The sequence below is a fragment of the Dictyobacter sp. Z7_2 genome, assembly GCF_057551105.1.
The window spans coordinates 2499467-2524312 of record NZ_BAAJPE010000001.1 but is presented as its reverse complement, the minus strand read 5'-3'; the positions used below and the strand labels follow the sequence as shown (position 1 = coordinate 2524312).

Annotated in this window: 16 protein-coding genes; 13 read left to right on the top strand and 3 right to left on the bottom strand. The window is 48.3% G+C overall.

Annotated features, from left to right (window positions below; genetic code table 11):
• Positions 1 to 568: 568 nt before the first annotated feature.
• Positions 569 to 1366: a class I SAM-dependent methyltransferase gene (locus AC27N8_RS10040; protein WP_487066512.1), complete on the top strand. Its 798-nt coding sequence runs from the start codon at positions 569 to 571 to the stop codon at positions 1364 to 1366.
• Between the two features lie 101 nt (positions 1367 to 1467).
• Here the strand turns inward: AC27N8_RS10040 and AC27N8_RS10035 are convergent, their stop codons facing one another.
• A complete protein-coding gene (locus AC27N8_RS10035) occupies positions 1468 to 3363 on the bottom strand; it encodes an arabinofuranosidase catalytic domain-containing protein (RefSeq protein ID WP_487066510.1) in 1896 nt (631 codons plus the stop codon).
• A gap of 520 nt (positions 3364 to 3883) precedes the next feature.
• Here AC27N8_RS10035 and AC27N8_RS10030 point away from each other — a divergent pair.
• Positions 3884 to 4390, top strand: coding sequence for a hypothetical protein (locus AC27N8_RS10030; protein WP_487066508.1), 507 nt, complete (start codon positions 3884 to 3886; stop codon positions 4388 to 4390).
• Here the strand turns inward: AC27N8_RS10030 and AC27N8_RS10025 are convergent.
• The gene (locus tag AC27N8_RS10025; RefSeq protein ID WP_487066506.1) at positions 4354 to 4881 is read right to left on the bottom strand and encodes a hypothetical protein; all 528 of its coding nucleotides are present in this window, start codon (positions 4879 to 4881) and stop codon (positions 4354 to 4356) included. The two genes, AC27N8_RS10030 and AC27N8_RS10025, sit on opposite strands and share 37 nt — an antisense overlap.
• Positions 4882 to 5504: 623 nt before the next feature.
• Between AC27N8_RS10025 and AC27N8_RS10020 the strand changes: the two genes are divergently transcribed.
• The 8 genes from AC27N8_RS10020 (at position 5505) to AC27N8_RS09985 (ending at position 18233) form a co-directional block, all read left to right on the top strand.
• Complete coding sequence (locus AC27N8_RS10020; protein ID WP_487066504.1) at positions 5505 to 6068, top strand: RNA polymerase sigma factor; 564 nt, start codon at positions 5505 to 5507, stop codon at positions 6066 to 6068.
• Between the two features lie 44 nt (positions 6069 to 6112).
• A complete protein-coding gene (locus tag AC27N8_RS10015) occupies positions 6113 to 7537 on the top strand; it encodes a HEAT repeat domain-containing protein (RefSeq protein ID WP_487066502.1) in 1425 nt (474 codons plus the stop codon).
• 21 nt (positions 7538 to 7558) lie between these two features.
• Entirely contained in the window at positions 7559 to 8023 is a 465-nt protein-coding gene (locus AC27N8_RS10010) for a toll/interleukin-1 receptor domain-containing protein (protein ID WP_487066500.1), read from the top strand.
• Positions 8024 to 8456: 433 nt separating this feature from the next.
• The gene (locus tag AC27N8_RS10005; RefSeq protein WP_487066498.1) at positions 8457 to 15194 is read left to right on the top strand and encodes an RHS repeat domain-containing protein; all 6738 of its coding nucleotides are present in this window, start codon (positions 8457 to 8459) and stop codon (positions 15192 to 15194) included.
• Between the two features lie 406 nt (positions 15195 to 15600).
• On the top strand, positions 15601 to 16650 hold the full coding sequence (locus AC27N8_RS10000; protein WP_487066496.1) for a beta-galactosidase: 1050 nt from the start codon (positions 15601 to 15603) through the stop codon (positions 16648 to 16650).
• Positions 16631 to 17077 (top strand): hypothetical protein, encoded by a 447-nt coding sequence (locus AC27N8_RS09995; RefSeq protein WP_487066494.1) that lies wholly within the window; start codon positions 16631 to 16633, stop codon positions 17075 to 17077. The genes AC27N8_RS10000 and AC27N8_RS09995 overlap by 20 nt, the downstream gene beginning before the upstream one ends.
• 43 nt (positions 17078 to 17120) lie before the next feature.
• Positions 17121 to 17642 carry a nucleotidyltransferase domain-containing protein gene (locus AC27N8_RS09990; protein ID WP_487066492.1) on the top strand — a complete coding sequence of 174 codons (522 nt, stop codon included), beginning with the start codon at positions 17121 to 17123 and terminating at the stop codon, positions 17640 to 17642.
• Between the two features lie 315 nt (positions 17643 to 17957).
• Entirely contained in the window at positions 17958 to 18233 is a 276-nt protein-coding gene (locus tag AC27N8_RS09985; RefSeq protein WP_487066490.1) for a ClpX C4-type zinc finger protein, read from the top strand.
• Positions 18234 to 18310: 77 nt separating this feature from the next.
• On the opposite strand, the gene AC27N8_RS09980 is transcribed toward AC27N8_RS09985, so the two are convergent.
• A complete protein-coding gene (locus AC27N8_RS09980; protein WP_487066489.1) occupies positions 18311 to 21682 on the bottom strand; it encodes a HEAT repeat domain-containing protein in 3372 nt (1123 codons plus the stop codon).
• Positions 21683 to 22046: 364 nt separating this feature from the next.
• On the opposite strand from AC27N8_RS09980, the gene AC27N8_RS09975 reads away from it, so the two are divergent.
• The 3 genes from AC27N8_RS09975 (at position 22047) to AC27N8_RS09965 (ending at position 24831) form a co-directional block, all read left to right on the top strand.
• Positions 22047 to 22691, top strand: a complete 645-nt coding sequence (locus tag AC27N8_RS09975; protein ID WP_487066487.1) for a P-loop NTPase family protein — start codon at positions 22047 to 22049, stop codon at positions 22689 to 22691.
• A 96-nt stretch (positions 22692 to 22787) separates the two neighbouring features.
• Complete coding sequence (locus AC27N8_RS09970; RefSeq protein WP_487066485.1) at positions 22788 to 23843, top strand: leucine-rich repeat domain-containing protein; 1056 nt, start codon at positions 22788 to 22790, stop codon at positions 23841 to 23843.
• 313 nt (positions 23844 to 24156) lie between these two features.
• Complete coding sequence (locus AC27N8_RS09965; protein ID WP_487066483.1) at positions 24157 to 24831, top strand: HAD family hydrolase; 675 nt, start codon at positions 24157 to 24159, stop codon at positions 24829 to 24831.
• Positions 24832 to 24846 lie beyond the last annotated feature (15 nt).

Below are 24846 nucleotides of genomic sequence, written 5' to 3'. Positions count from 1 at the left end.
AACAGGAACATAACTCAGTTTATATATTTTTAAAAGCCACCAAGCGTATCTCGATGGAAGACTCATTCATCATACTCATACGTGCGATTGCGTGAGAGACGCTCCAATTCGTGATAGGCATCCTCGCTCATGATTTTGCCTCTGCCAGATCATCCACGGCGGTTATCCCTCACGTTGAGCATTCATCGCCATGAGATTCTCCTCTACACACATACAAACAGATCATGTTCCCTCTGAGAAACAGTGTACCATAAGACTACTTCTACCACCCTCTCCTATCATCTTATCAGAAAATCCCTACAAGTACAGCGACAGCAAGATCTTTCGCTTAGCTACGTACATAGATTGGAAAATCATTTCCTGGAGATAAAAGAATGTAGGGAGATTGACTCTTCTTTTTTATCTCCCAACTTTCGCGAATCCTGGCATCTTTCATGATATAGTAGATAAAAAATAGATAATTTCCTATACCAGATGTTATAAATTTTTCGCCCAAGAGACATGTATGTTGGTGGAGGCAAGCTTAAAACGAGAAGCGCCCATTCAGACGGTAAGGAAGGAAAAGCACATGACTTCAACGAAGCCAAAACCAGGCCATCTGGACTTAAAGTATGCAGAACAATTCAAGGACACAAGTATTGTCGAGGTGTATCATCATCGGCCTCCTTACTCAGACAAAACCATCAATCTGCTCCTGGAACTGGTGACTGATGAGCCACGGGCCATTCTCGATGTTGGGTGTGGAACAGGGGACCTGGCGCGTCGGCTCGTGAGCGGGGCGCAGCGCGTGGATGCGGTTGATTTTTCCCGGGCGATGCTCGATAAGGGGAAAACCTTACCAGACGGCGATCATCCTCAACTCAACTGGAGAGACGGACGCATCGAGGACATGACACTCCAGCCTCCCTATGCTCTCATCACCGCAGGGGAGAGTCTCCACTGGATGCAATGGGAGATTATTTTTCCGCTGTTTCACCGCATCCTGACCTCTCATGGCTTTCTGGCCATTGTTAAGCGGGGAGCGGAACCCAGCCTCTGGGATGATGATCTCAGGTCTATCGTTGCACGCTTCTCAACCAATCAAGAATTTCGTCCTTACGACCTCATTGAGGAATTGGAGATACGTCACCTCTTCCAGAAATACGGGAGCATTCTAACGCATCCGGTCCCATTTACGCAATCAGGAGAGGAGTATATTCAGTCCATTCACTCAATGAACGGGTTTTCTCGGGAACGTATGGGTGAAAAAGCAGCCAACGCCTTTGATGAGGAGGTCAGAAAAGTGATCTCGCCTTTTCTGCAAGACGGAGTGCTGACGCTGTCTACTTTCGACACGCTTGTCTGGGGGATTCCTCAAATGCCATAGCATATGAAAACACGTCGCTCGCCACGCTATGTGATGTCGATCGTGGAACGAGACAAGCGACGCGTAGATATGAACTACAATTAAGTATACTTTCCACAAACTCAGGGAATCTGAAAGACCTGGGGCGAGAGATTATTACAGGTCCAGACCTGCAACTGCGTGCCATTGGCTGTATTGCCCGAAGGATCGTCCAGACAGATACCCGATTGGGGATTGAACAATGAGCCGTTGGCTTGGGGAACCCACTGCTGACCACCAACACCATTGCAGTCCCAGATCTGAAGCCTGCTACCTGGTGCAGTTCCATTTCCAATGATATCCAGGCACTTGCCCAATGCTTGAAGTGTGCCATTGGGTACGACTGTCCAAATCTGTGCATTGGTGCCGTTGCAGTCGTAAAGCTGCACTGGTGTCCCATCGGCCGAGTTAGATGACTGCACATCCACGCATTTGCCGCCGGGCGCACCTATTGCGCCTATGAGTGGCTGACTCGGAAGCTGGAAGACCTGAGGCCAGAGATTATTACAGGTCCAGACCTGCAACTGCGTGCCATTGGCTGTATTGCCCGAAGGATCGTCTAGACAGATACCCGATTGGGGATTGAACAATGAGCCGTTGGCCTGGGGAACCCACTGCTGACCACCAACACCATTGCAGTCCCAGATCTGAAGCCTGCTACCTGGCGCAGTTCCATTTCCAATGATATCCAGGCACTTGCCCAGCGCTTGAAGTGTGCCATTGGCGGCCACAGTCCAGTTCTGGGCATTGGTATTATTACAGGTGTAAAGCTGTACTGGTGTCCCATTGGCGGAGTTAGCTGCCTGCACATCCACGCATTTGCCGCCGGGCGCATGAATCGCCCCGCTTGTTCCGTTCTCAGCACTGGTACTATAGCCAGCGGCGACGATGCTGGCCTGCACCGCGTTTTCGGTTGCGTCCGAAGGGTAGCCGGAAGTCATGACGCCTTCGTAGAAGGTACCAGCAGCACCGTTACTGTTATCACCCCCGATGCCCAGAATGATAGCCCCCTTTTTGCGCATGGGGTTATAGCCGGGGACATTGGGGCGTGGTCCACTATACATAGTGGTCAGGCCGCCGGATTGAGCATTGCCCGCCTTGATGGCCCAGAGATTGGGGCCACCATTCATCATCGCGGTCACAAAGCGAGATGAGACGGTCTGATCGCCACTGTTGTATCCAGGGTTGACACCAGAGAACAGCCCGTTTTCCTGGTCGGTCATCACCCAGGGACCACTGCCCGGACCACCATCAGTATTCGTGGTACCATCGCCCTTCCCAAAGTAAATGGTCTCCATCGTGCCATTGCCATCATCATGGGCGTCGGTCTCGGCGTTGCCGTAGTCGAAGCAGCACCCGTGGTTATAGTGCGTGCCGTCAACGACCGCATATTCGCCCTCTGGATTGTCCCCTGTCGCGATGCCGTTGGTGTTGTCATTGCGATAGCCAGTGCCAGGGACCACATAGACACCATACGCCTCGTGACCATTCACCGTGATCGGTGCAGCCGTCGCGTACGCCAGATTGTCATATCCGCCCGCAGCCGGACCAGAGAATCCGCCGGGAGGTGCTTGCGTGAGGTTGTTGCCACGCCCGGACTGATCGTAAATGATCGTGATGACGCAGCTCGTGCCCGCGCAAAACGAATCTTGCGCCGCAGCGTTAGCATAGCCTCCAGTAGAGAGTACGCCAACATTCATTGTGGCGTTATCCGAGGCACGTCTGACCTGGTACAGGCTCCCATTATAGCCACCGTATAGAGCACGTACTGTACTATGGGCCGCCACGCAGGGCGTGCTGCCTGACGCGTAAATGTCGCATGGCAATGATCCAGCAGCCAACGTTGGCGTTGTCATAGCGCCAAATAGATTGACAGGGCCAAAAGTGCTTGCCACAAGACACAACGTACCTACGAGTGCCAGTATGATTCTCCAACTGTGCGCGGGGAGGTATTGCGCACCTGTTTTTGAGGGTTTCACGTCCTTGTTTCCTTTCTATTCGCAGAAATCTTTGCTTACTCTTCCATGAGTAATGGCCTGTTTTCACCGTATTCCCGCAAAGGAGACGACCTCTTAGCATCGTCAGAGCGGTAACCGGTTTCCGCAGAAACCACGTATTACAATGTGTGGCTAAAGCTCAGACTCACTGAAACAACAAAGGCAAGCATCTATCCCGGGTGGCTTTGTGCCACTCATCTTGTTCTGATCAGAAGGTGTGCGCCATGTGTACTTACATCAGCAAGCAAGCATCCGCTGATACTAAATAGCAGGCAAGATACGCAAGATACGCCTTTATTATTTTCATATACAAAATTGTAGCTGATAGTATTTGTTTTGTAAAGAGCTTGAAAAGTGGAGGGAGAAAAGATCATAGGGAGAAGCTTCTCACGCAAAAAGCTTGTAATTCGGTGAATGGAGGAGTGGACAATGAGAGAAATCACGTGTAATCTCTTCTTTGGAATGGCCCCAGGCAGCCTTCCTCACTGAAAGGAAACAGGTCATGATTGAAGCGACCACTGATCAAGAGAAGATTGGTCAGGCACTGCGTTGGATTGTCTCTCTCCTCACGCGTTACGAAATCCCCTACCAGATCTGTGGGGGAATGGCTGCGAAAGCATATGGGGCAACACGCCCGCTCGTAGATATCGACTTCTATGCGGCGTTGCAGGAGAGTCCACACTTCCAGGAATTCATGAAGGAAATCCATCCTTACCTCATTCGCGAGTGGTCGCCGCATCTGAGCGCTTCCTGGGACATCATCTATCTGGCATTGGACTATCGAGGAATGCAGATTGAAATTGGCGAGGCGACCACCCAACCGCGTTTCTACAACCATCGTGATAATCGCTGGGAAGAGCATCATATCGATTTTCTCGCATCTACTCCTCTGTATCTCTACGGAGTGAATGTGATGGTCATGCCAAAGGATGAGCTGCTTGCGTACAAAGCAATGTTGGCTCGCGATGTGGATCAGCTCGATATCGCCCAACTGACAGCAGCCTCCTGAGAAGATCGTTCACAAACGCAGGTCGAGCTAGTGAGCAAGAGCACGTTCTTCTCTAAAAAGTGGAACGTTTCACCTGCTTGCCTCGCTTTGATATACAAGGAGAGGATCAAAGGACTCATAAGGAGAGAATAGATGGCACCATAGAGGCTCATTTGTACTGACATCGCTTGCGCCCAGATCCCTAAGAGGATGCCCAGAACAAGACCAGGGAAGATACCCAGGCGCAACACCAGAAGCATCGGCGATTGAGACGCTTGCAACAGGTACATACCAAGAACAAAGCAGACAAGTAAGGCAAGAGCAACAAGACCTGTCGCAAGGCGTTGTTGAAATTCTCCCCCATGCCTGGAGTGAGGCAGACAAGTCGTTTTTGTTTTTATCATAATGATGATGCTTGTCAGCAGAAAAACAAATGGGAGCGTTGCTCCGATGATGAGAATAAGGCTATATATGAGATTATTCCCCGATAGTATGTAAACCACGTTGTGCATGTAAGCCTCCCTGAAAAGCAGTAGTGGTACTTCATACTCTACAGTATATCTGGGGACGCGTCAATGCCAAGTGTTATTTGCCTCATGACACTACGACTCCATCTACCAATAATCCCGGATCAAGTAACTTGCTCTTTAATGGTAGTTTTATACAAGGCACAAAAGGCAGGAGAAGATCATAAAAGAGGTATTTTGCCAATGATAGATCGTAAACACGAAGAGTAAAAGCCGAAATGTGTGGTGATTCAGCCACAGTAATATTTCCGCCCTATAGAACTGAACAGGAATTTAGTCCTGTCTATGGTGAGATAAAGGACAAATGCTATCGAGAAACTGACTATTTATACACTTAGGCAGACATGCAAAGGGAACACGGATAAAGATATAACCAAAGTAAAAGAGGGAAAAGATTCATTGTATGCTGTAGATATCAGGAGAGTCAAATAAGGGAAGAATATTTCATTCCTTAAGCCATATTTCTACATATACATATTTTGCAACAATTATATCTGAGAGTAATTATAGTGCATATTTTCCACTATATTATATCTGCTAGAAGTGAATCAAGGAAATATAGGATCAAGAGACTAAGAAGGCGCTTAGTAGAAGAGGAGCAACAAGACATGCTTAGATACGAATCGAACGAAGAAACCTCTCCTTTAGATCAATGGTTTCAATTATACCGTTCTCCTTTATTGGCGTATATATATCAGCAGACTACCTACCATGGAGAAGAAGCAGAAGATCTCCTGGCAGATGTATTTGCTAGAGCCCACCGGACATTAAAAAATGGAGATCCTGATGCAATCACTAATCCATTTTTCTGGCTTCGAAAAATCGCTTTCTGTGTGTGCGCGGATGCTATTAAACGTCATCAAAATAGTCCACAGATATCATCTATAGACGATTCCCCAGAAAAAGATTATGCAACTCCTATCACAGACGAGATGAGAGCACTCTTGCCAGAAAATATTATACTGCATGATGAATTGAACCATAAGTTATTACAGGCAGTACAAGCGTTGCCAAAAAATGAACAAAATGTGATCAGGTCCCACTATATAGATGAGAAGAAAATGCCCGATATTGCGAAAGAAGCCGGACGATCAAGAAGCGCTGTTTATCAGGACCGCACTCGAGGATTACAAATGTTACGAACCCATTTAAAAGAATGGGACGGTAAGTAAGAGATGTAGTATGCAATCTCATCATATAAAAAGGAGGATTCACAATGAGTTTTGTTTCAGGTCAGGAATTTTTTGAGCAGCGAGAGCAGCATACCGATCCCATTTCCTTGTTTCCGTGGTGGAGAGAGTGTGAGGAACAATCCTCATCACCATTCGATCACGTATCATTCACAACAAAGAATGAGTTGTGTGATGAAATAGGTGGCTTCAATGAGTCAGCATGTCTCACATGGTTGCATGCATTAAATGAAGCTACTTACGAAGAGCGCCAACAGGCACTTCCCCTCCTGCTTCAATTATTACAAAAGGCAACTGATCAAGTAAGGGTCAATATCATTGATCTTCTTGGCGGACTTGGTGATCATTCACCACTTCCTGTCTTGTTGCTCGCATTGAGCGATCCATATTGGGATGTAAGAGCTGCTGCTGCGCAAGCGATTGGCAATCGTTCAAATCTTCCATTGCAACCACTACTTCGAGTGTTAACGCATGAACGTGATATGACCGTTCGAGAAGCACTCATTCGCTCACTGGGAAAGCATCCAATGCAGATTCCTCTTCCGCTGTTTATCGATGTACTTTTTTCCGATCGAGATTGGTTGGTCCGGCAAGCCGCTGCCTGGGCACTTGGGCAACTCAGAAATGGTATACCAACAGCGGCACTCTGCCAAAGCTTGCAGTCAGATGAAGATGAATCAGTCAGAGCCGAAGCGGCAAAGTCGCTGGGATTAGCACGGACGACTGAGAGCGAAGAAGTGCTCTATCAAGCACTAGCCAACGATGATAATGAGGAAGTACAGGATGCCGCAGCCTGGGCCTTACAGCAATATGATGAAGAAACCAGGGGGATATCTGCTCGTAAGAAACAACGTCAGTCGCTTTTTCATGATCTCGCAAAAGCATTTCCTTTGTCTTCCTGCTTTCAAAATGAAAAAAATGCCGAGGTATTCTGGGCTTTAGCTCAATTTATGGGCGAAAAGCAAGGGTGGGTCACGCGACATCAACTCGTATGGACAGCACAGGAGTCTGTCTTACTACTTCATTGTGTGTATCAAGAGGCTGGTAAGACACTACAAGAAGCCATCATCCCATCACTTCAAGATACACATATGATTGAACCATTAGAAGCTGCATTGCAAGGAGAAAACGAGGTGGTGCGCCAGGCGGTAACGCAAATGTTCCATGATCGTGATACGCGTGATGGAAGAGATCCTTTTCTCCTTGGCTTTTCGCTTGCGTCCCCACAAGCACATGATCAAGCGTCTCTTCCATCACGCATTCTTCTCTCAGGAATGAGTTGTCGTCAAGTACGCCGAAGTGATTCTGGTTTAGCGAATAGGATTGTCGATGTCCTTTCAAATACAGCGCCTCTTCTTTTTTCATCTCAGTCAACGTTATGCCTTTCAGAACTCAAAATCTGGCATCAGCTCGACTTTGAATTATTAATGCAACAATATGCTAGTGCGTAAAATTTGAGGAGAATCAAACAAATGATGCAAATCGCATCACAACCAATCAAGCTCTTTTATAGCTATGCACACCGTGATGAGCGACTTCGTCAAGGGCTGGAAACACATTTAAGCGTGTTACGGCAACAAGGAGTGATTACAGAATGGCATGATCGCAAAATTGTGGCTGGCACAAATTGGAAGCAACTGAGTGATACCCATCTCATGAGCGCAACGATTATCTTGCTACTCATTAGCTCAGATTTTCTAGCTTCCGACTACTGTTATGGAAACGAGATGCAACGTGCATTGGCACGTCATGCAGCAGGAGAAGCACGTGTTATACCTGTGATTCTGCGTCCAGCCGATTGGCAAAAAGCTCCTTTCGCTCATCTTCAATGTGTTCCCACAGCAGCAAAACCTGTTACCCTGTGGACGAATCGCGATAAGGCTTTTCTCGATGTTGCCATCGCCATTAGGGAGGCTGTAGAGAACTTACAAGGATGATTCCAAGGAGTCCTGCGGCCAGCACATTTGGAAAGAGAATGCCCCAACAGTGGTAGGCACGTTGAGAACGAGTATCCTCAAGCCAGTATCTGTTCAGAGTCGGGTTATGCCTATCAAAAATAGTGCAAAACCGCAATAAATTGACAAAATAAATAAAAAAATGCAAGAAGACACTGCAACACGATAATATCGTCTTCAACTCGACATAGTATCGTCCTCAAAACGACATGGCGCGATATATAAAAAGCGTGGCCTTATCGCTATACTTGGAAATGGCATAGAGATTTTCTCTGTGTTCCCTTCAGAATGAAGATGCCCATTTTGAAAATCTTCCATAGCGTTGTTAATACGACTCCTCCAAATTGCGTTATCTGGAGCCGAAGGCATCACACGTGCAAGTGTTATACAGTGAAACCTACAAGGAGACAAAACTATGTCCGGTCATCAGGATCTATCTTCTTTCCCTGACGATTTTCGGTCGATCTCTCCACCACCACGTCGACGCCCTTTCCGACGTCTGTGGAGCATTTTCTCTGTAGTAATGATTAGTATTATTTTGTTTACCATCCTATTGGGGAATGGACCATTTCCAGCCTCAAAAGCCTTCGCCGCAACCCTTCAGAAACCCGCAAAAGGCGTAACCACGTACCAGCAATTCATGAAGCTGGCGCACAGCACTCCGCAAGCCAATAGGACACCTGTCCGTCAGCTCACGAAACCGACAACAAAGGCGGCTCTGGCTTCTACACAATCGAAGAAAAAGAGTACGGCGAAGAACTTGCCAAGTGTACAACCGGCGAAGATGAAACCTATACGCCTGTCGCTGGCACCCACATTTCTCGGCGCTAACCAGACGGGAACTCCCCTGACACAGATTGGCAGCGATCAGCACCTCGAAGTGCAGGTGACACCCGGCACGTTGAATGTTACGAGTGCGCGTCTGGTCAATGGCACTGCACCGGCGGGGATAGCAACAAGCGGATTGACCTTGCAGGTGACGCAGAATTCCGGTCACTATGCCGGTGTGAGCAGTGTGTTGGGAACCTATACCTTGAGCGTACTCGATCAGCAGGGGCATGCTGTTCAGGGTATTACAGCACGCCGTCCCATCACGATCGTCTATCACTACCAGCCGGGAGAACTCAAAGCGCTGGGCATTGATCCTGGTCGCGTGATCCTGTCCTGGCCCGGATTGCTATCTGCTGCACGCAAGGCGAACAAGCCCACAACGGGCCTCAGCATTCGTATGACCAACAATGCGAAGACGCACACCTTGACGGCTCAAAGCAGTGTGATGACAAGCGCCAGTATCTTTGCGCTTGCCAGTGTGCCTACGGTGCAACAACCACCCAAGCCCCACCTGGCCTCCGTCCAGGGCAATTCTGGTAATCTGACCTATAGTTATCCGATGCAGTTGCCACCAGGTCCTGGAGGCTTTACGCCACAACTGGCATTCAATTATTCGTCAGCCATGCCTAACGGACGCCATAGCCAGTTGGCACCGGCAGATAATATGGGAGATGGGTGGACCCTGGGGATGGGATCGATTACGGCTGAAAACTATTCTGATAACAGTGCGAATGGTAATGCACAAACCCGCTATTTCTTAAGTGGGCCAGATGGGGTCAGCGATATGCTCATCCCTGACCCCAATAATGTGGGCTACTTCTATACCGAGCATCTTTCCCATGAAAAAATTCTCGGCCTGAATATGAGTAGCACAACCGATACACCGAGCTGTTTCCATGTCTGGGGTGTTTCAGGAAACTATTATGAATATGGCTGTACCTCCGATTCTTTGCAATACGTTACGGACAGTACGGACACAAAATCGACCTATCGATGGGATCTTAGTCGCATCGTTGCACCTCGCAACGGACCTAATGCGCCCAGCAAACAGATTAAAATCTCCTACTTCCAAGATAAGAACAGCGCTACGACGGGTTATGATACGGTGCGTGACGCTGTGATGGCACAGGTCGTCTACGAAACGGTGGATCCATCGACATCTCCGAGTACGACCATGATAGTTGGGACCATTGATTTCCAGTATCGTGCCCCTACGGTCCCATCTTCCTCCTCAGTGCCTTCAGGTACCTCGCCCTCGTGGATTACTGCCTATGGCACGAACTATAACTGTAAAGACGCCACAGGTCAGAATACCGTGAAACCACCTGAAAAAACGACGTTACGCTGCGACGATCCGGTGAATTACAATTCTAATTATCCTTCACCAGCGGTGATGAGCACGTTCTCCCTGCAAGGCATCACCAGCTATGTAGGAAGCGATCACGCAAAACATCTAGCCTATGGCTACACCTTCGACTATCTGGATACACCCTTTTCCGAGCATCAGGACCCCTTGACGCTTGACTACCAGTATTGGGCAGGAGAACATCTGTTGACCGATATTACTCCAATCCAATATCTCGGCGGTACAGCCTACCCCCTGAAGCAGATTGCATTTAGCTACGTCCCTCTTCAGAATACATACTACGACAGCCAGGAAACAGCCAACGATGGCTCGACGCAATACCAGTTGCAAACGAACTGGCAATACCTGAACTATTACGTCGATCTAAATACGAATATTGGTGAAAGCGTTGACTACCAGACAGCTTATAGCAACACTCATGGGACGCCCTATGTGATGGATAACAATGGCGTCGTTATCGATGATCGTCACGATCCTTTCTACTGTACCAATCAGGCCAAGAATAGCGACACCAGCAAACGCTGTTCCGGCAACTATGCCCATCCAGATGATGAGACCTGGTCAGTGCAGGTGGTGACCAACCGGGAGGCATTGGGCAAAGATAGCGGCGATCCTAATCTGCAGCCGGCCACCTACAACTATACCTATACACTTGGTGTCTGGGGCAACTACAAGAACGATTTTAGCGGCAATGGCCCTTTCTGTTACCCTGCTAAAGGGAGTCCTTTGCCAGCAGGCCAGAATGATTGTGTCTTTGATACCTTTATTCCCGGTACAACAGATGGCAATACGGATCAGGACTGGCAAGACTTCTATCACGGTGAGTTCCATGGATTTGCTAAAGTGTATACTGTTCCACCAAGTGGCAATCTCGAAGTACAGACCTATTACACGCCTGAATCCTGGGGCACCCCCGAATCCGATGCCCAGAATTATCAATCGGGTCAGATGATCAAAGATGATATGTATTCGGGTGATGGTGAGAACGACGGACAACTGATCAGAGAGACCGTCAACCAGTACAGTGGCACCTCCGACTTCTTGCCATCAGGGACCTCTGCCTACAGCACTGCCTGTGTGGATACGAGTGTGGACAATGTCTACACGCCTTGTGAAATCGTCAAGGCCTTTAGCAAAACGACTACCTATGATCAGGCCGGAACCGCAAACACCTCGGCTCCCTGGGTCCAGACGACTGATACCTATGACGACTACAACACCTCTGGCGGCCTGCAAACAAGTGGGTATCACAACCTGCTCCAGGAGCAAATAACCAGCTCAAATGCTCCCACAATTACGAAGAAGTTGACGTATGCAACCAACAATTCGTCAGGTAGTAACTTTACCTATTATACCGTCGATAAAGTGAAGCACAGCGAAATCGATGATGCCTCTGGTCATATCTGGCAGTGCCAGGATACAACTTATGATGAGGGCGTTTCGGGTATTCATACGCCAGCGGCAGGCGATGCAACAACGGTCAAGACCTATAGTGATTGTAGCCATCAAAGTAGTACTGCTCTCACAACCTATAATGCCTACGATGGTTTTGGTAATACCGTGGGAACTGTGGATGCCTTTGGTGTAGCCAATAATAGCCTGTATAGCAGCAATGGCTGCACGCTTGCAACAACCCCTTCCGTGTTGTCATCATCCTGGACGAAAGGGCATTACACCACCTGCACCGTCTATGATAGTTATGCTGCTCAAGCCATCAGCCAGCAGAATGTGCTTGCACAGACTAGTAGCGCGGCTTATGACGACACGCAAGGACATATGCCAATCAGTAGCACGGATATTACTGGGCAAACGACGAATGTAGCGTACGGCATAGATAGTAATCGAAATCAGACGTTGCAGACTAAGAAACCAGGGGAAACGGGTTCCTATACGTCACAGTCCAGCACCTTTTCAACCTGTGTCTTTGCAAGTAAGGTATCCTGCTACGAGATTGATAACGGGTCATCGCTCTACCCTGGTGCTGTCTCGCGTACTTTCTACGATGCTCAAGGACACGAGGCCGAGACGCGCAAACCGCTGGATGCAACGCATGACATCGTCACATTTACTGTCTACAATGAATGGAACGACTCCAAGTTTGTGAGTGAATCGTTCCGTGTCGCAAATGGCAGCAGCTGGGTCGATCCTTTCACTGCGAAAGATGATCAGGGTAACATACCCACCGGTACCATCACGATAACGGATCCGCTAGGTCGTGCCATCTCGATTACTGACCCACTGGGCAATCAATCGCGTACCATCTATAGCCTGAGTACACTGAATTGGCTCAATAGCGATAGTAATACCTATGAAGTAGCAACGAGCATTGATGCCAACAAGCATGTGCAGGATACCTATACTGATGCACTTGACAACTATAAAGATGCATCACCCGACAAGAAGGATACCCCTGCCAATGAGAAGACTCCTCGTATCCGTTATACCCTGGCCTACACAGGTAGCTACGGTGGGACGCTCACGGGCAACACACTTACGACGATGCAGTACAACGTACTGAATAAGCCAACTTCAGTCATGGTTACTGATCTGACACCCCAAACAGGACAGAACGTAACGAGGGTGACGACGACGACGACCTATGATGATTTAGGTCGTATGACCAGCCTGAACGATCCAGACCGTGGAAGCCATACGTATACCTATGATGCCGATGGACGTCAGATCACTGATGTTTCTGGAACACGCACCCTCGGTATTAGCTATGATCTGTTGGGACGAGCGCGTTGTATCCAGGATGCGGCACCAACCACGAATGGATCTGGCAGTTGCAGCAGTGGCAGTCACCCTCTGGTGCAGAATAGTTATGATACCAGCTACCTGCAACTGTCAAGGACGACCAACTACATCACCGGGAAACTGGGTCAGAGCATCGCCACGACCTACTATCCTGATGGCAGTTCGGTCGCTGCAACCGAGCAATTTGAGTACGATCAGCGCGGGCATACGATCGCAACTAACGAGAGTATAAGCAATCCAGGTAACTGGAACATAACCACATCTTTACCAACCTATCTGGAGACGCAGACTTACAATGATAATGACCAGCTAATGACGACCCAGACACATGCTGGCAGCCAGATCGGCTATACTGTTAGTCAGGCATATGATGGTACAACGGGTACGCTCATTGGGTTGAGCAACAACAATACCGGAGTTGCGAATCTCGCCAGCCTTTCTTACAATGCAGGTGGCTTGATTAGCGATATCAGCTTCCAGACAGCAAGTGGTACCGCGCTGGCGGATGAGCAGCTTTCCTATGATGGTGATCAACGCCCGACCGGAACAACAGTTACATGGCAAAGTGGCAGTGGAGCAAGCGGCACTGTATTCAGTACCAGCCGCAGCTACGATCCGGTTGGAAATGTCATCAGCTCTAGTCTGATCCAGTCTGCTCTATCGAGCCAGGCCAATTCAGGAGGCAGTGAGACTCAGAACTTCTGTTATGACGAACAAAACCGTCTGATGTGGGCTGGGAATAGCGGTACTCAGCCAGGGTCGGGCAACGGAACCTGTGGAACTGCAACGCCAGGGAATAGCCTGAGTGGGGCTGGCTATAGCAATACATATGCCTACACCCACTTGGGCCAGATCTGGCAGGCACCGTTGAATGGAACGGGAGGCTCACAGCAGTATCTCTACTGCAATAGCAACATGCCACATCAGTTGACGGGCGTGTATCCGACCGGGACCACTTGTTCGATCACATCAGGAGTAACGGCATCGTATAGTGCCAGCTACGATAGCTGGGGCAATATGACCTCGAGAACTACAGGAAATACCAGTACAACACTCTCCTATGATGTGCTTGATCATCTGACGCAATGGAATAGTACAGATAGCAGTAGCTCTGCCAAAAACCGTCAGGAATGGTATGCCTATGACGCAAGTGGTAATCGTGTCTTGCTCAGGGATACCAGTGGTGGAAATACAAGCATCACAACCTATGCGTTCGGCCTGGAAGAGCATCATTATGATGGCTCAGGAAACAGTACCAGCAACACGTACTACTACAGTTTGGATAAACGATTAATTGGCCAGTTTGATGGAACGAACACTCAGTTCAATCTAACTGACGAATTGGGTAGTGTGCTTGCCACGTTCAATAATACTCCTAGTGCCGCCTCTGTCCTCACCAATCAAGCCTACGGCCCCTATGGAAACAAGCTCTATAGTGCGGGAACAATGGGGACAAACAAGGGCTATACGGGGCAATATGCGGATGCGACTGGGCTGGATTACTACAATGCGCGGTATTACGATCCGTCACTGGGAGTCTTCATTACTGCGGATATCAAGCAGGATAATGCACATGGATTCGATCCATATGCGTATGTGCAGGACAATCCGGAAACGAAGAATGATCCGACTGGACACTATACATGTAATATCACATGTCGTGAGGCACAAGTTCAGAAAAACGCACTGGCAACCGCTGCTTCTTTTCAACATTTTGTAGATTGGGCTCGTGGTCTCACTGCTCCTTGGTGGATGAATATGATTGGATCAATGTCTGGACTAAGTGCTTTGCTAGGAGCTTTAGCTGATATCGCAGAGGTTTATGCACAAGGCTTTGCAGCAGAGGCGAAAGCCCCGCTCTCATACTTAACTCAGCCAGGGGTGTATTCACTAACTCATGACATGGCAGAAAAGGCCAGTGCCCTAACGGGGAAGTATATGCTCATTGGTATTGGTGTTGGCCTTGCTGGTGCTTTACTTCCATTGCTTGGAAAAGCCATAATTGGTCTTGGGGGTGTGGTCGCACAGTTCTTTGGTAGTGCAATAATGCAAGTAGGATTGGCCGGACCTATAGATGCAGGTACCGTAACAACAGGCATTTGGATTGGAAGTTATGCAATGGAGAATATGTATGGCACCGCCCTGGCTCAACAAGAGGACATAGCGCCAAGTAATTGGGATGTAATTTACAAGCAATAGCATTAGTATCATCTTGTCATAGCATTGGCATTTAGATTGAAAGCCATGTAAATGGAAGACAATGTGATGTCAATGCTGGTTCTCAAAAAGGCTGTTGTCCAGACTTCGTTCCAATGCTGGCACCTTCCATCTTCCAGTGCTTCATACACGCTGGGCCGCTTTCATCGAAAAGCTGGCAACAACGACAGTTCAGGCAACAATCGGTTCTGCTTTCGCAGGCCAAGGCATCTGTCAACTCGAAGAGTGCATCGCCACTACGAGAAAAACACTGCCAGTTGTATTAAGGTCTCATTACTCGTTCCGGTAATCCTCTGCAATGGGGATTGCCGACACGATTCCTGTTAGTTTAAATAGCAATATTTAGAAGTGTGTTAGAAAGATTAGGTTTATAGGAGATACAGATACAATGCACATACCACATCGCATAATCTTCATCATCATCCTCATATTCATAACCCTCATGCTCACCCCAACAATCGCCAAAGCCCACCCAAACACCCTGCCCGCTGACCCAAATTTCAAAGGCATCTACGAGTTCAGCGGGCACAACTCCTCGACGGACGCAAACAATCCCTCCATCGCAGGCACATACCTGGGATACTACTGGTCCCAACTCGAACCACAACAAGGACAATACAACTGGGATCTCATCGATCAGCAGATGCAGCCCTGGATCGATAATGGCAAGAACGTCATTCTACGCGTCGCCACCGCTGGCTGGACCAGTTGGGATCCCAGCTCAAACTCTGGCCACGCCACCCCACAGTGGGTCTACGATCGGGGTGTCTCGTCAGTGACCGAAGTCGACAACGCCGTACTGCCACAGTACTGGAACCCGCAGTTCCTCCAGAGCTACGGAGATTTTATTCAGGCATTCGCCGCTCACTACGACGGCAATCCCCACATCAGCGCCATCGAGATGGGCATCGGCACGGGTGGCGAGACCAAGGTCGATACGCGCACCAATAATCCTAACCTGCTGGCCGACTGGCAGGCTATCGGCTATTCAGATCCGGTCTGGTGGGACACGATGCAGCAGATCATCACCAGCTACAGCACATCCTTTCAGCACACACCGCTGGTGCTGATGCCTGACGCGTCATTTATTGGCAAGACGCATGGCTATGGCGAATCGCTGGTGCTCGACTATGCGGTTTCACATCATCTGTGGCTGCAGGATAATGGTCTGGCGACAGATCGTAGCTTCACGACGAATCAATGGTTTCAGGTGCCGCTCATTTCGGAGCAGAGGAACGCCACAACGAAGAGCGGGGATACGTTGTTGGATGATATGACGGCTGCGCTCAATCTTGGTGCAACCTATATTATGGTCTTTGCCAGCGATATTGAGAGCAGCGATAATCAGGCAGTGCTGCAAGAAGTGGCAGCGTTGGGAAATTCCTCCTCGACGCCAACGTTAGCAGCGGAACATGAGCATGAGCGGTATCTTAGTTGAAGAGAGAATAATTAAACAGATGTACTATTATGATAATACAGAGGTTCAACCAGATATTCACGGCAATGTAGACATCGATAGAGTGTATTGCCTCGATTTCCATCAATTTGATGAGGCAACCTGGCAGCAGTTGAGTGCTGTTTACAGACTCCTGCCGAAACAGAGCATAAAGGATGGAACCACGCAATCGATGTGGTTTGGCGAAGAAGACGCTTCGAAATACTATCTATGGGCATCTGTTGAGCCATCAGGGCTCCAAATCGCAGATCATCTAAAGATGAGCAATTGGCAAGCATGGGAGCAAATTTCTCATAAACACTTGACACAGTTTCCGCTGTTTTTGGTATTAGGAAAGAAAGTACCTTGCCTGTCTTGGAATCACTTTACGTTCTGTCAAAACCGTAAGGTGGCCTCTGGATACATATAGCGATAACAATTGAACTAAAATCCCTTTCTAAGGAGGAAAGAAGTTGAATACCACAGACCATACATTTGATTTTGTCCTGGATATCATGCACCAACTTGCTCAGGCTCAGATCGCCACGTGGTTGTGTGGAGGCTGGGCCGAGGAATTGTGGGGGATGTGCCCTACAAGATCTCATCAAGATATTGATCTGGTGTATCCAGCTCCCGATTTTGAGCGGCTGGATCAGTGGCTGGCTCTCTCTCCTGACCTGTCAAACATTCCTGCCAAGCACTTTCCCCACAAGCGAGCATTTCATGCGCAAGGTATGATGGTCGAAATCATATTACTCGAACCAGATGCACACGAAAGATACCACACATATTTCTTCAATCAAGGCTATCACCTCGTCTGGCCTCACAACACCTTGAATCTTCTCTCGGTCAGAGGGCAAGATGTTCCGGTGGTCAGCGATAAAGCCCTTGAGCTCTATCGCTCTCAGCATCAATATATCGATGAAGCATACCAGTTGTATCTCCAAGAACAGTTTAACAGAGATCTACATACGCTCCCTCATAGAGGATCTTAAGGGGCGGCTTGATGGATATGCAAAAAGTACTTCGTATTATTCTATCATGTTCTATCATGGATTTATTTCTCTCTCCCTCAATGTGCTAGTAGCATGAACATCTTCCTTTTTTTGGAAAGGATTGCGAAGTGATGGCGTAGAGAGTCTGAGATGGGGGCGGAGGAGATATTGATCAATATAATGCCATTGTACAAATGGAGCTTTATAAGTGCGCACGATATGTTATAATAATAAAAAGAAGAATTGGATCATATTTTCTCTTCGATAAGAGATAACAAGAGAACATATCAAGCGGGAGAGGAATACAAAAGGTTGATGTGGGAAGATACCAAGCAGGAAAAAAACGTTCTTGCTACATGTTCCTTTTGCAGCAAGCGCCAAGATCAAGTCAGTCGGCTCACAGCAGGGCCGGGCAATGTCTTTATTTGTAATGGGTGCGTTGATCTCTACAGGGAACACCTTGAAAAAATGGCCGGAGAACCCATAGCCACAGAGAAACTCATACGTGTCTGTAACGTCTGTGGAAATCGTCCTCCCGCAAGTCATCATTACTGTTACAATTGTGGATTTCAATTCGCTCTGGAAACATAAAGTACAACATTGAGCTGAAAAAGACATTTTCAGCTCAAACAAAACAAGGCAGAACGTACAGAATAGCATGCCGTTTGCTACTCTGTGCTGTTAGTAGGAAAGGTAAATTGCGCTTCGGCTGCCACGAGTGATGCTGGATCGTTTTGATAGTTCCGCAAGCGCTCCTGCCATGCTGGTGTCCACCCTTTGGCTCCTTTCACCTGTAATAGCAGGGCCGTCAGCGCGATACGTCGCAATCGCTCATCTTCGCTGGTTACCAACATGGCTTCCAACTGACTAATATCCGCGCTATCAGGATGATTCATGCCTTCAGCGAGCAATATAGTGTTCGCTTGCGTGCAGATTTCTGTACCAAGTGCTCCAGTCGCGGTCGCTGCCAACAAGAATGTACCAACCTCGCTCCAGGGAAGGGAAGTGACAATCAACATGACTTGTAGCTTGATCGTGAGTGGATCGCTCGCCAGCACAGGCAAGAGAGCTCGCACGATAGGCAGAAAGCGTCTTCGATTTTCGACCACTGCTCCTTGGAGAACGTGTACGCAAGTGTAGAGCGCAGAGCGATTTGGCAGAAGATGTTGAAAACGTGCGACAATAAAGGGAAGATCACCAACGACATAGCTTCTAAAAACAGCCCCTGCCGCCGCCTCACAGATCTCCTCATGTGTGGAATCCATGGCCTGAAGCAGCATCGATAACAAGGTATGCTCATCGTCAGCCACAGCCACACGTACACAGTACTTGAGCACAGCCGCCCGTACTTCCAGTTGCGGATGCTGAAGCAACAGTACAAAGAGATGCATTAATCGGCGTTGCGCTTGATATGCAAGACTGTCAGCTGAGACACGAGTCGCATTCATCGTGATCCAGGTAGAGAAGTTACGCCATCCCTGGCTCCATGTCAAAGCACGGAACTTCGCCCGATAACGATCGTTCCCCTGACGTCGCTGTCGATATTGGCGGGCATCCGGGGTCAGACTCATGTGAACGGTGCTCAAAACAATCGCACTATCGGAGGAATGCGTCTCCTGCTCCAGAATCTGCCAGACCTCATCTCGATCCAGGTGATACCACAAACTACGCAGAAAGGCGACACGTACATCACGATGGACAACTTTCTCACGAAATGACAAGAATTCTTGATATGCCTCTTCGCCTGGCAACAGTGCCAGAGTCCGGACCACCTCTTTCGCGATGCGTACTTTCTCCAGTGGCATCTGCCGCAAGATCGTCAGCGCTTGCGGAGGGGGAAAGTACAGACACAGAGCATGCAGGGCAGCAACAGCATTGCCCGTATTGGCCTCATGGACCGTACGCAACAAGATCGGCATCCCTTGCCCAGCATCCATCTTGCTCAAAGAGAAGAGAGCTGCATCACGCACCACCTCACGTTCATCATCGAGAAGCACCAGCATATGAGACACCGGAAGAGCTGAGAGAGCCGCCAGTTTTTTGATGGCTGACCGAAGACTGGGATCAAACGAGGAGTTCTCCTTGATAGTAACCAGCAACGTTTCAGCAAAGAGTTCTTGCTGTTGACGGGTCCAGCGCGCAAATCCATGCTGCGCAGGGAATACAAACATCGCATGACCGGTACTAAAACGACCCTGATAGCTGTGTTGACCGAGGAAGGGAGTCAGCAGATCCTGGCGATAGGTATGTAGGTACGCAGAAATAGCTGGTCGTGTAATCCAGCTAGGATCATCCTGCAACAGATCAGGAATTAAGATAGCAGCATGCGCAGGTTGATAGGTCACGAAAAGCGGCAGGATTTTATCAGCAAAGTCGGGTGAAGATGTGCCCTTCAGGACACGTTCCAAGACAGTGAACAGTCCCGGAAACAGACGCAAATGAGGCTTGAATTGTTCCGCGATCATCCATAATTCGTCATGCTGCTCATGTGTTTCCCACTCCTCTAACACGCGCTGGAGAACATCGACAACGCAAAGCACATCAGCATGTGAAAGCCCTCGAAAGTATGCTGGGGATATGTGTCTCGGTCCTTGCCTCTGGAAGATCGTTGCAAGTTGTCCGGCACTCCAGGCAGGATAACGAGGAAGAAGCCTCAAGACGAGTTGATATAATTTGCTCGTCGTATTAAGAGATATATCACGAGCGTTCAGAGCATTGGAAATGATCTGTGTCAGATCGTCCAGATGCTCTGGCTGCCAACGACCAGGCGGAATAGATACCAGATCAAAGAGCATCGAGTCGCGCACGGTATCTTGTTCTTGACCTCGCTGCTTGATCATCATCAGCACATCAGGCAAGCAACTCTGCTGATAGTAAGTGGCTTTCACAAGAGCACTGACTGAGCCTGCACGTAATGCAGCATTCGGACTCCTCAAATACGGAGCAACGAGCGTCTGTACTTCCTCCCACGGCAAAAATGCCACATACGGCAAACGATTATCAGGATGCATCTGGAGAACTGGCAACGTCAGATGGCGACGCGCTTCAGCTTCTCTCACCGCTGCTGGTAAAAGAGCGAGCTTCTCCGTAGAAACACATCCTCGATGATCACGCAATTGATAAGTATAGGCATGGTACAACGCCACGCGCGTCGCTATCGCCACATCCTCAAAATCCATTTCAGACAGATCAAGACTAGGATACTTTGTCATCAAGCGGAAAAGGAGATCACTATCTATGTTGCGCCTGAAGGCGTATTGCAACTGATAAAATTGAATATCGAGACGATCGTCGGAACGGATCATCAGATCAATCATGGCCTCAGGTCGTGAAATCAACAAAGGATGGAACGCAATCTGCTGCAATGAAACAGAGCGCGTGAGCGCCGTAACCAATGCCACAGCGGCATCGGGCGCTTTTTTGGCGATAATCGACATGCTCGCATTCGCATACACCAGTAGTTGCAAATCAACATTTGTGGATGAGCTGATCTGCTCCTGGAGGAGATCACAGGCGATCGTTGGATGATGACGCGCCAAACGACGCCAATCGATCAGCTTCAATTGTGCTTGAAAGTCATGAACAAAGCGACGCACCAACGTCGCAGAACCAAACGGAAGCAGATAAAGTGACAGGGGATCACGCTTGTCAATGAGATCCCCAAGGAAGACGTCGATCAGGTCTGCATGGTGATACTGAGCAAGTTTCCAGAGGAACGGGATGCATTCCTTAGGATAAATCAGATGAAGCGCCCGGCGGAGTTGAGCCTCATCACAGATCATAGGTGCCAGCTTGATCGCCAGATGACGAATCGTCCGCGATGGATCAGTCAGTGCACGGACAACATGTTCACCATCATAACTTCCATAGCAGGATTGAAGCGCCAGGAAACGTTCATAGAAATCACCTTGCTCTAAAGCAGTTAAGAGGGAAGCGCTAGCAACATCTTGTACCGACAGGCGTCCGAGATCAATCAGAGAAGACAATCTGGCTTTGTAGGGAAGAGGTTCCAAGATGTGCAGGAGTTGCTGGGGTGTCATAAACAGGTGGCCCTGGTTCTTATGCATAGGCCAATGCAGTTATTCAATACAGAATCAAGAGGGAAACTGTGTTGCACATCATACATGAAAGCATCCACTCTGTCAAGCAAGCAATAGACGAAATTTCTCCAGGTATCTCGCAAACCTTCTGATATCCGTGCATGCAATGAGCATCTTGACTTTTTACTCGCCTTTGTGTATATTGCATCATGAAAAGATTTTTATCAATCATAGAATTGTCTTTCATTCCTTCGAGAGCAATACGAGGTTTTCTTTTCCTGCTATTTCTCGCAGATATCCTCTCATCCCCATAAGAAAAGACAATCACCTCTTCAGAGAGAACAAGCCACTGCAGAAAGGACGCATGATGCTCAAAGTCCACATCATGGGAGGATCTGGTAGTGGGAAGACGACGCTCGGAGCAGAAATAGGCACCAAGTTTGATCTCCCTTTTTACGAAATGGACATACTTGGCAAAAAAAACGGGACACAACATATGGCCTGGATTGAGGATGCCTTCACAATCAGCTCTCTTTCAGGTTGGGTTACAGAGGGTGGAGGCCTCATTTGGAACGATCCCATTCTCGCTCAAGCCGACTATATTGTTCTGCTTGAGATTCCCTGGCGAACAGCTGCCTATCGCATTGTGCGTCGTCACATTGCCAAGAGCCTGCGAGGCATCAATCCCTATCCAGGGATCAGGTCGCTGATCTCATTCTTAATGAGTAGCCGCCAGTACTATTTCAATCAGTGTCCTCCTGATCTAATAGAGGCAATGAACAGATGCCTCGAAGAGCAACAAATGAGCCCGGAGTCACTTCATACTGAATGGTTGCTTGCACGCCTTGAGAAGTATGGAATAGAAATTATCCGTCCACCCACAGAAGAATTCGTGCGTAGGTATCTTGAACCGTATGGGCAGAAAGTGATTTCTATCAAGAATAAGGCGGATCGAGAACATTTCTTTTCTCTTCTCATACAGTTCAAGTCAGCGGAGGATGCCGTTTAACAATTTTTTCGAACATTGATTTCTGTGATTCAACAGAGCTTCTGGTTCTTCCATCGCTTTGGTGAATCCGCCTACTTGCGTCTAAACGGAGGAACGATGGCAAACGATCAAGATCTGGTGAAACAACTTCAAAAATATTTAAAGAATTGGGACCCTGATGGAAAGTGCAAAGGCATGCACGAGCCAGGAGGGCTCTGTACAACATATGACGAACAGGGATCGCTGATTGAACTGCATCTCTGCCAATTAGGGTTAACTCAGGTTCCCGGGGAGATATGGCAACATCCCTCTTTGCAAAGGCTCTTTTTATCGAACAACCAACTCAGATCCCTACCTGCCGAATTTGGCACCCTCTCCGTATTGCAAGAACTTCATCTGTACGATAATCAGCTCAGCTCCCTGCCTACCGAGATTGGGAATCTTACCAGCCTGCAACATCTTAATGTGGATATGAATCAGCTCAGCTCCTTACCTGCGGCAATTGGCAGCCTTTCCATGCTCCATCTTCTTTATTTACCAAACAACCAGCTCAGATCTCTGCCTGCTGAAATTGGCAATCTTACCAGCCTGCAAGGACTTCATCTACCGAATAACCAACTCAGTGTTCTACCTGCTGAAATTGGCAATCTTACCAACCTGCAAGATCTTGACATGATCGACAACCAGCTCAGATCTCTGCCCGCCGAGATTGGCAACCTTACCAGTCTGCAAAGGCTCTACCTGGCTGGCAACCAGCTCCGCGCATTACCTGCTGAAATTGGAAAGCTCTCCAAACTACAATATCTTGAGCTCGATACCAACCAGTTCAGTGCTTTGCCTGCTGAAATCGGCAACCTCACCTCTCTCCTGGGGCTTAACCTGATCAATAACCATCTCACAGCTCTGCCGACTGAAATTGGCAACCTCACCTCTCTACAAGGACTTGAGCTAAGCAACAATCAGATCACAGCTCTGCCGACTGAAATTGGCAACCTCACAAGGCTACGGTGGCTTGGGCTAGACCACAATCAGATCATCTCTCTGCCGACTGAAATTGGCAATCTCACGAGGCTCATAAAGCTTCGCCTGGACAATAATCCGTTGCAAACACCTCCATCAGAAATTATTGCGCAGGGTATTCAAGCCATTCTTACCTATTTGCAGACACGGTAATGAGTAAAAGGAGGAACATTTTGCGAAATATCCAGTTTCTGCAATTCGATCATGTAATTAATACACAACCATGAATCTATGCTGAGGTTTGACTTCTCAATAAGTATCAATAAAAGCAAGCAGGTAGATTCACCAAAGCTGTGTAAGAGCCTTTTTTACCTGAGAATATGGTAAACTAGGAAGTAAAGAAGAACACATTGTACATGATCGTAGTGACATCATACGTATTGTCTCTACCCAATTGAACCAGAGCCTGTCTTCGACTGACATTTCTACAAAAAATGGTATGACACCGCAAAGTGAAGAAGCACTGATGAAACACTATCGTTGCATATTTATCGACTGGTATCAGACGCTCTCAACCTCGCTCTTCTGGGAACATTGGGCAGATCCAACGCACCCTCTTCACGCTCTGCATGCTCCTGTAGTGTCATATGTATTTCATCATTCAGAAGATACCCCTGAAACAAGAGCATGGATGCGTGGAGAACTTGCAGTGGAGGAGATTCTTCAACAAATGTGCCTGCGTCATCGCTTAGACTATGAGCTCGTTTTGCAAGAGCTTACGGTAAGTTGTCAGGCAATGAAGTTTGTATCGCCGACAGTACCTCGTTTTATTGCACAGTTACGGGCTGCGGGCATGCGCGTCGCAATTGCGACTGATAACATGGATACCTTTACCCGTTGGACGGTTCCCGCCCTCAAGCTCCATACGCTCGTCGATGATATTTTGAATTCGTTTGATGTACGCGCATTAAAAGGTGATCTGGATGGCAGTGGCAGAAGCCTCTTTTTTGCAGATTATCTTGAGAAACATGCCCTCAAACCAGGCGAAAGCATCTTGCTTGATGACAATCATGAAGAGGATTTTGCTGCCCTCATTCGTGGCTTTGGTATTGATTATCATCCCATAGAGCCGGGAGGAGGACTCCTCCCGGCTTTGGAGATGCTTGTGGAAGGGAATACGCTCCATTTTCTCCAGGAGTAGTAGAGGCTCGAGAGA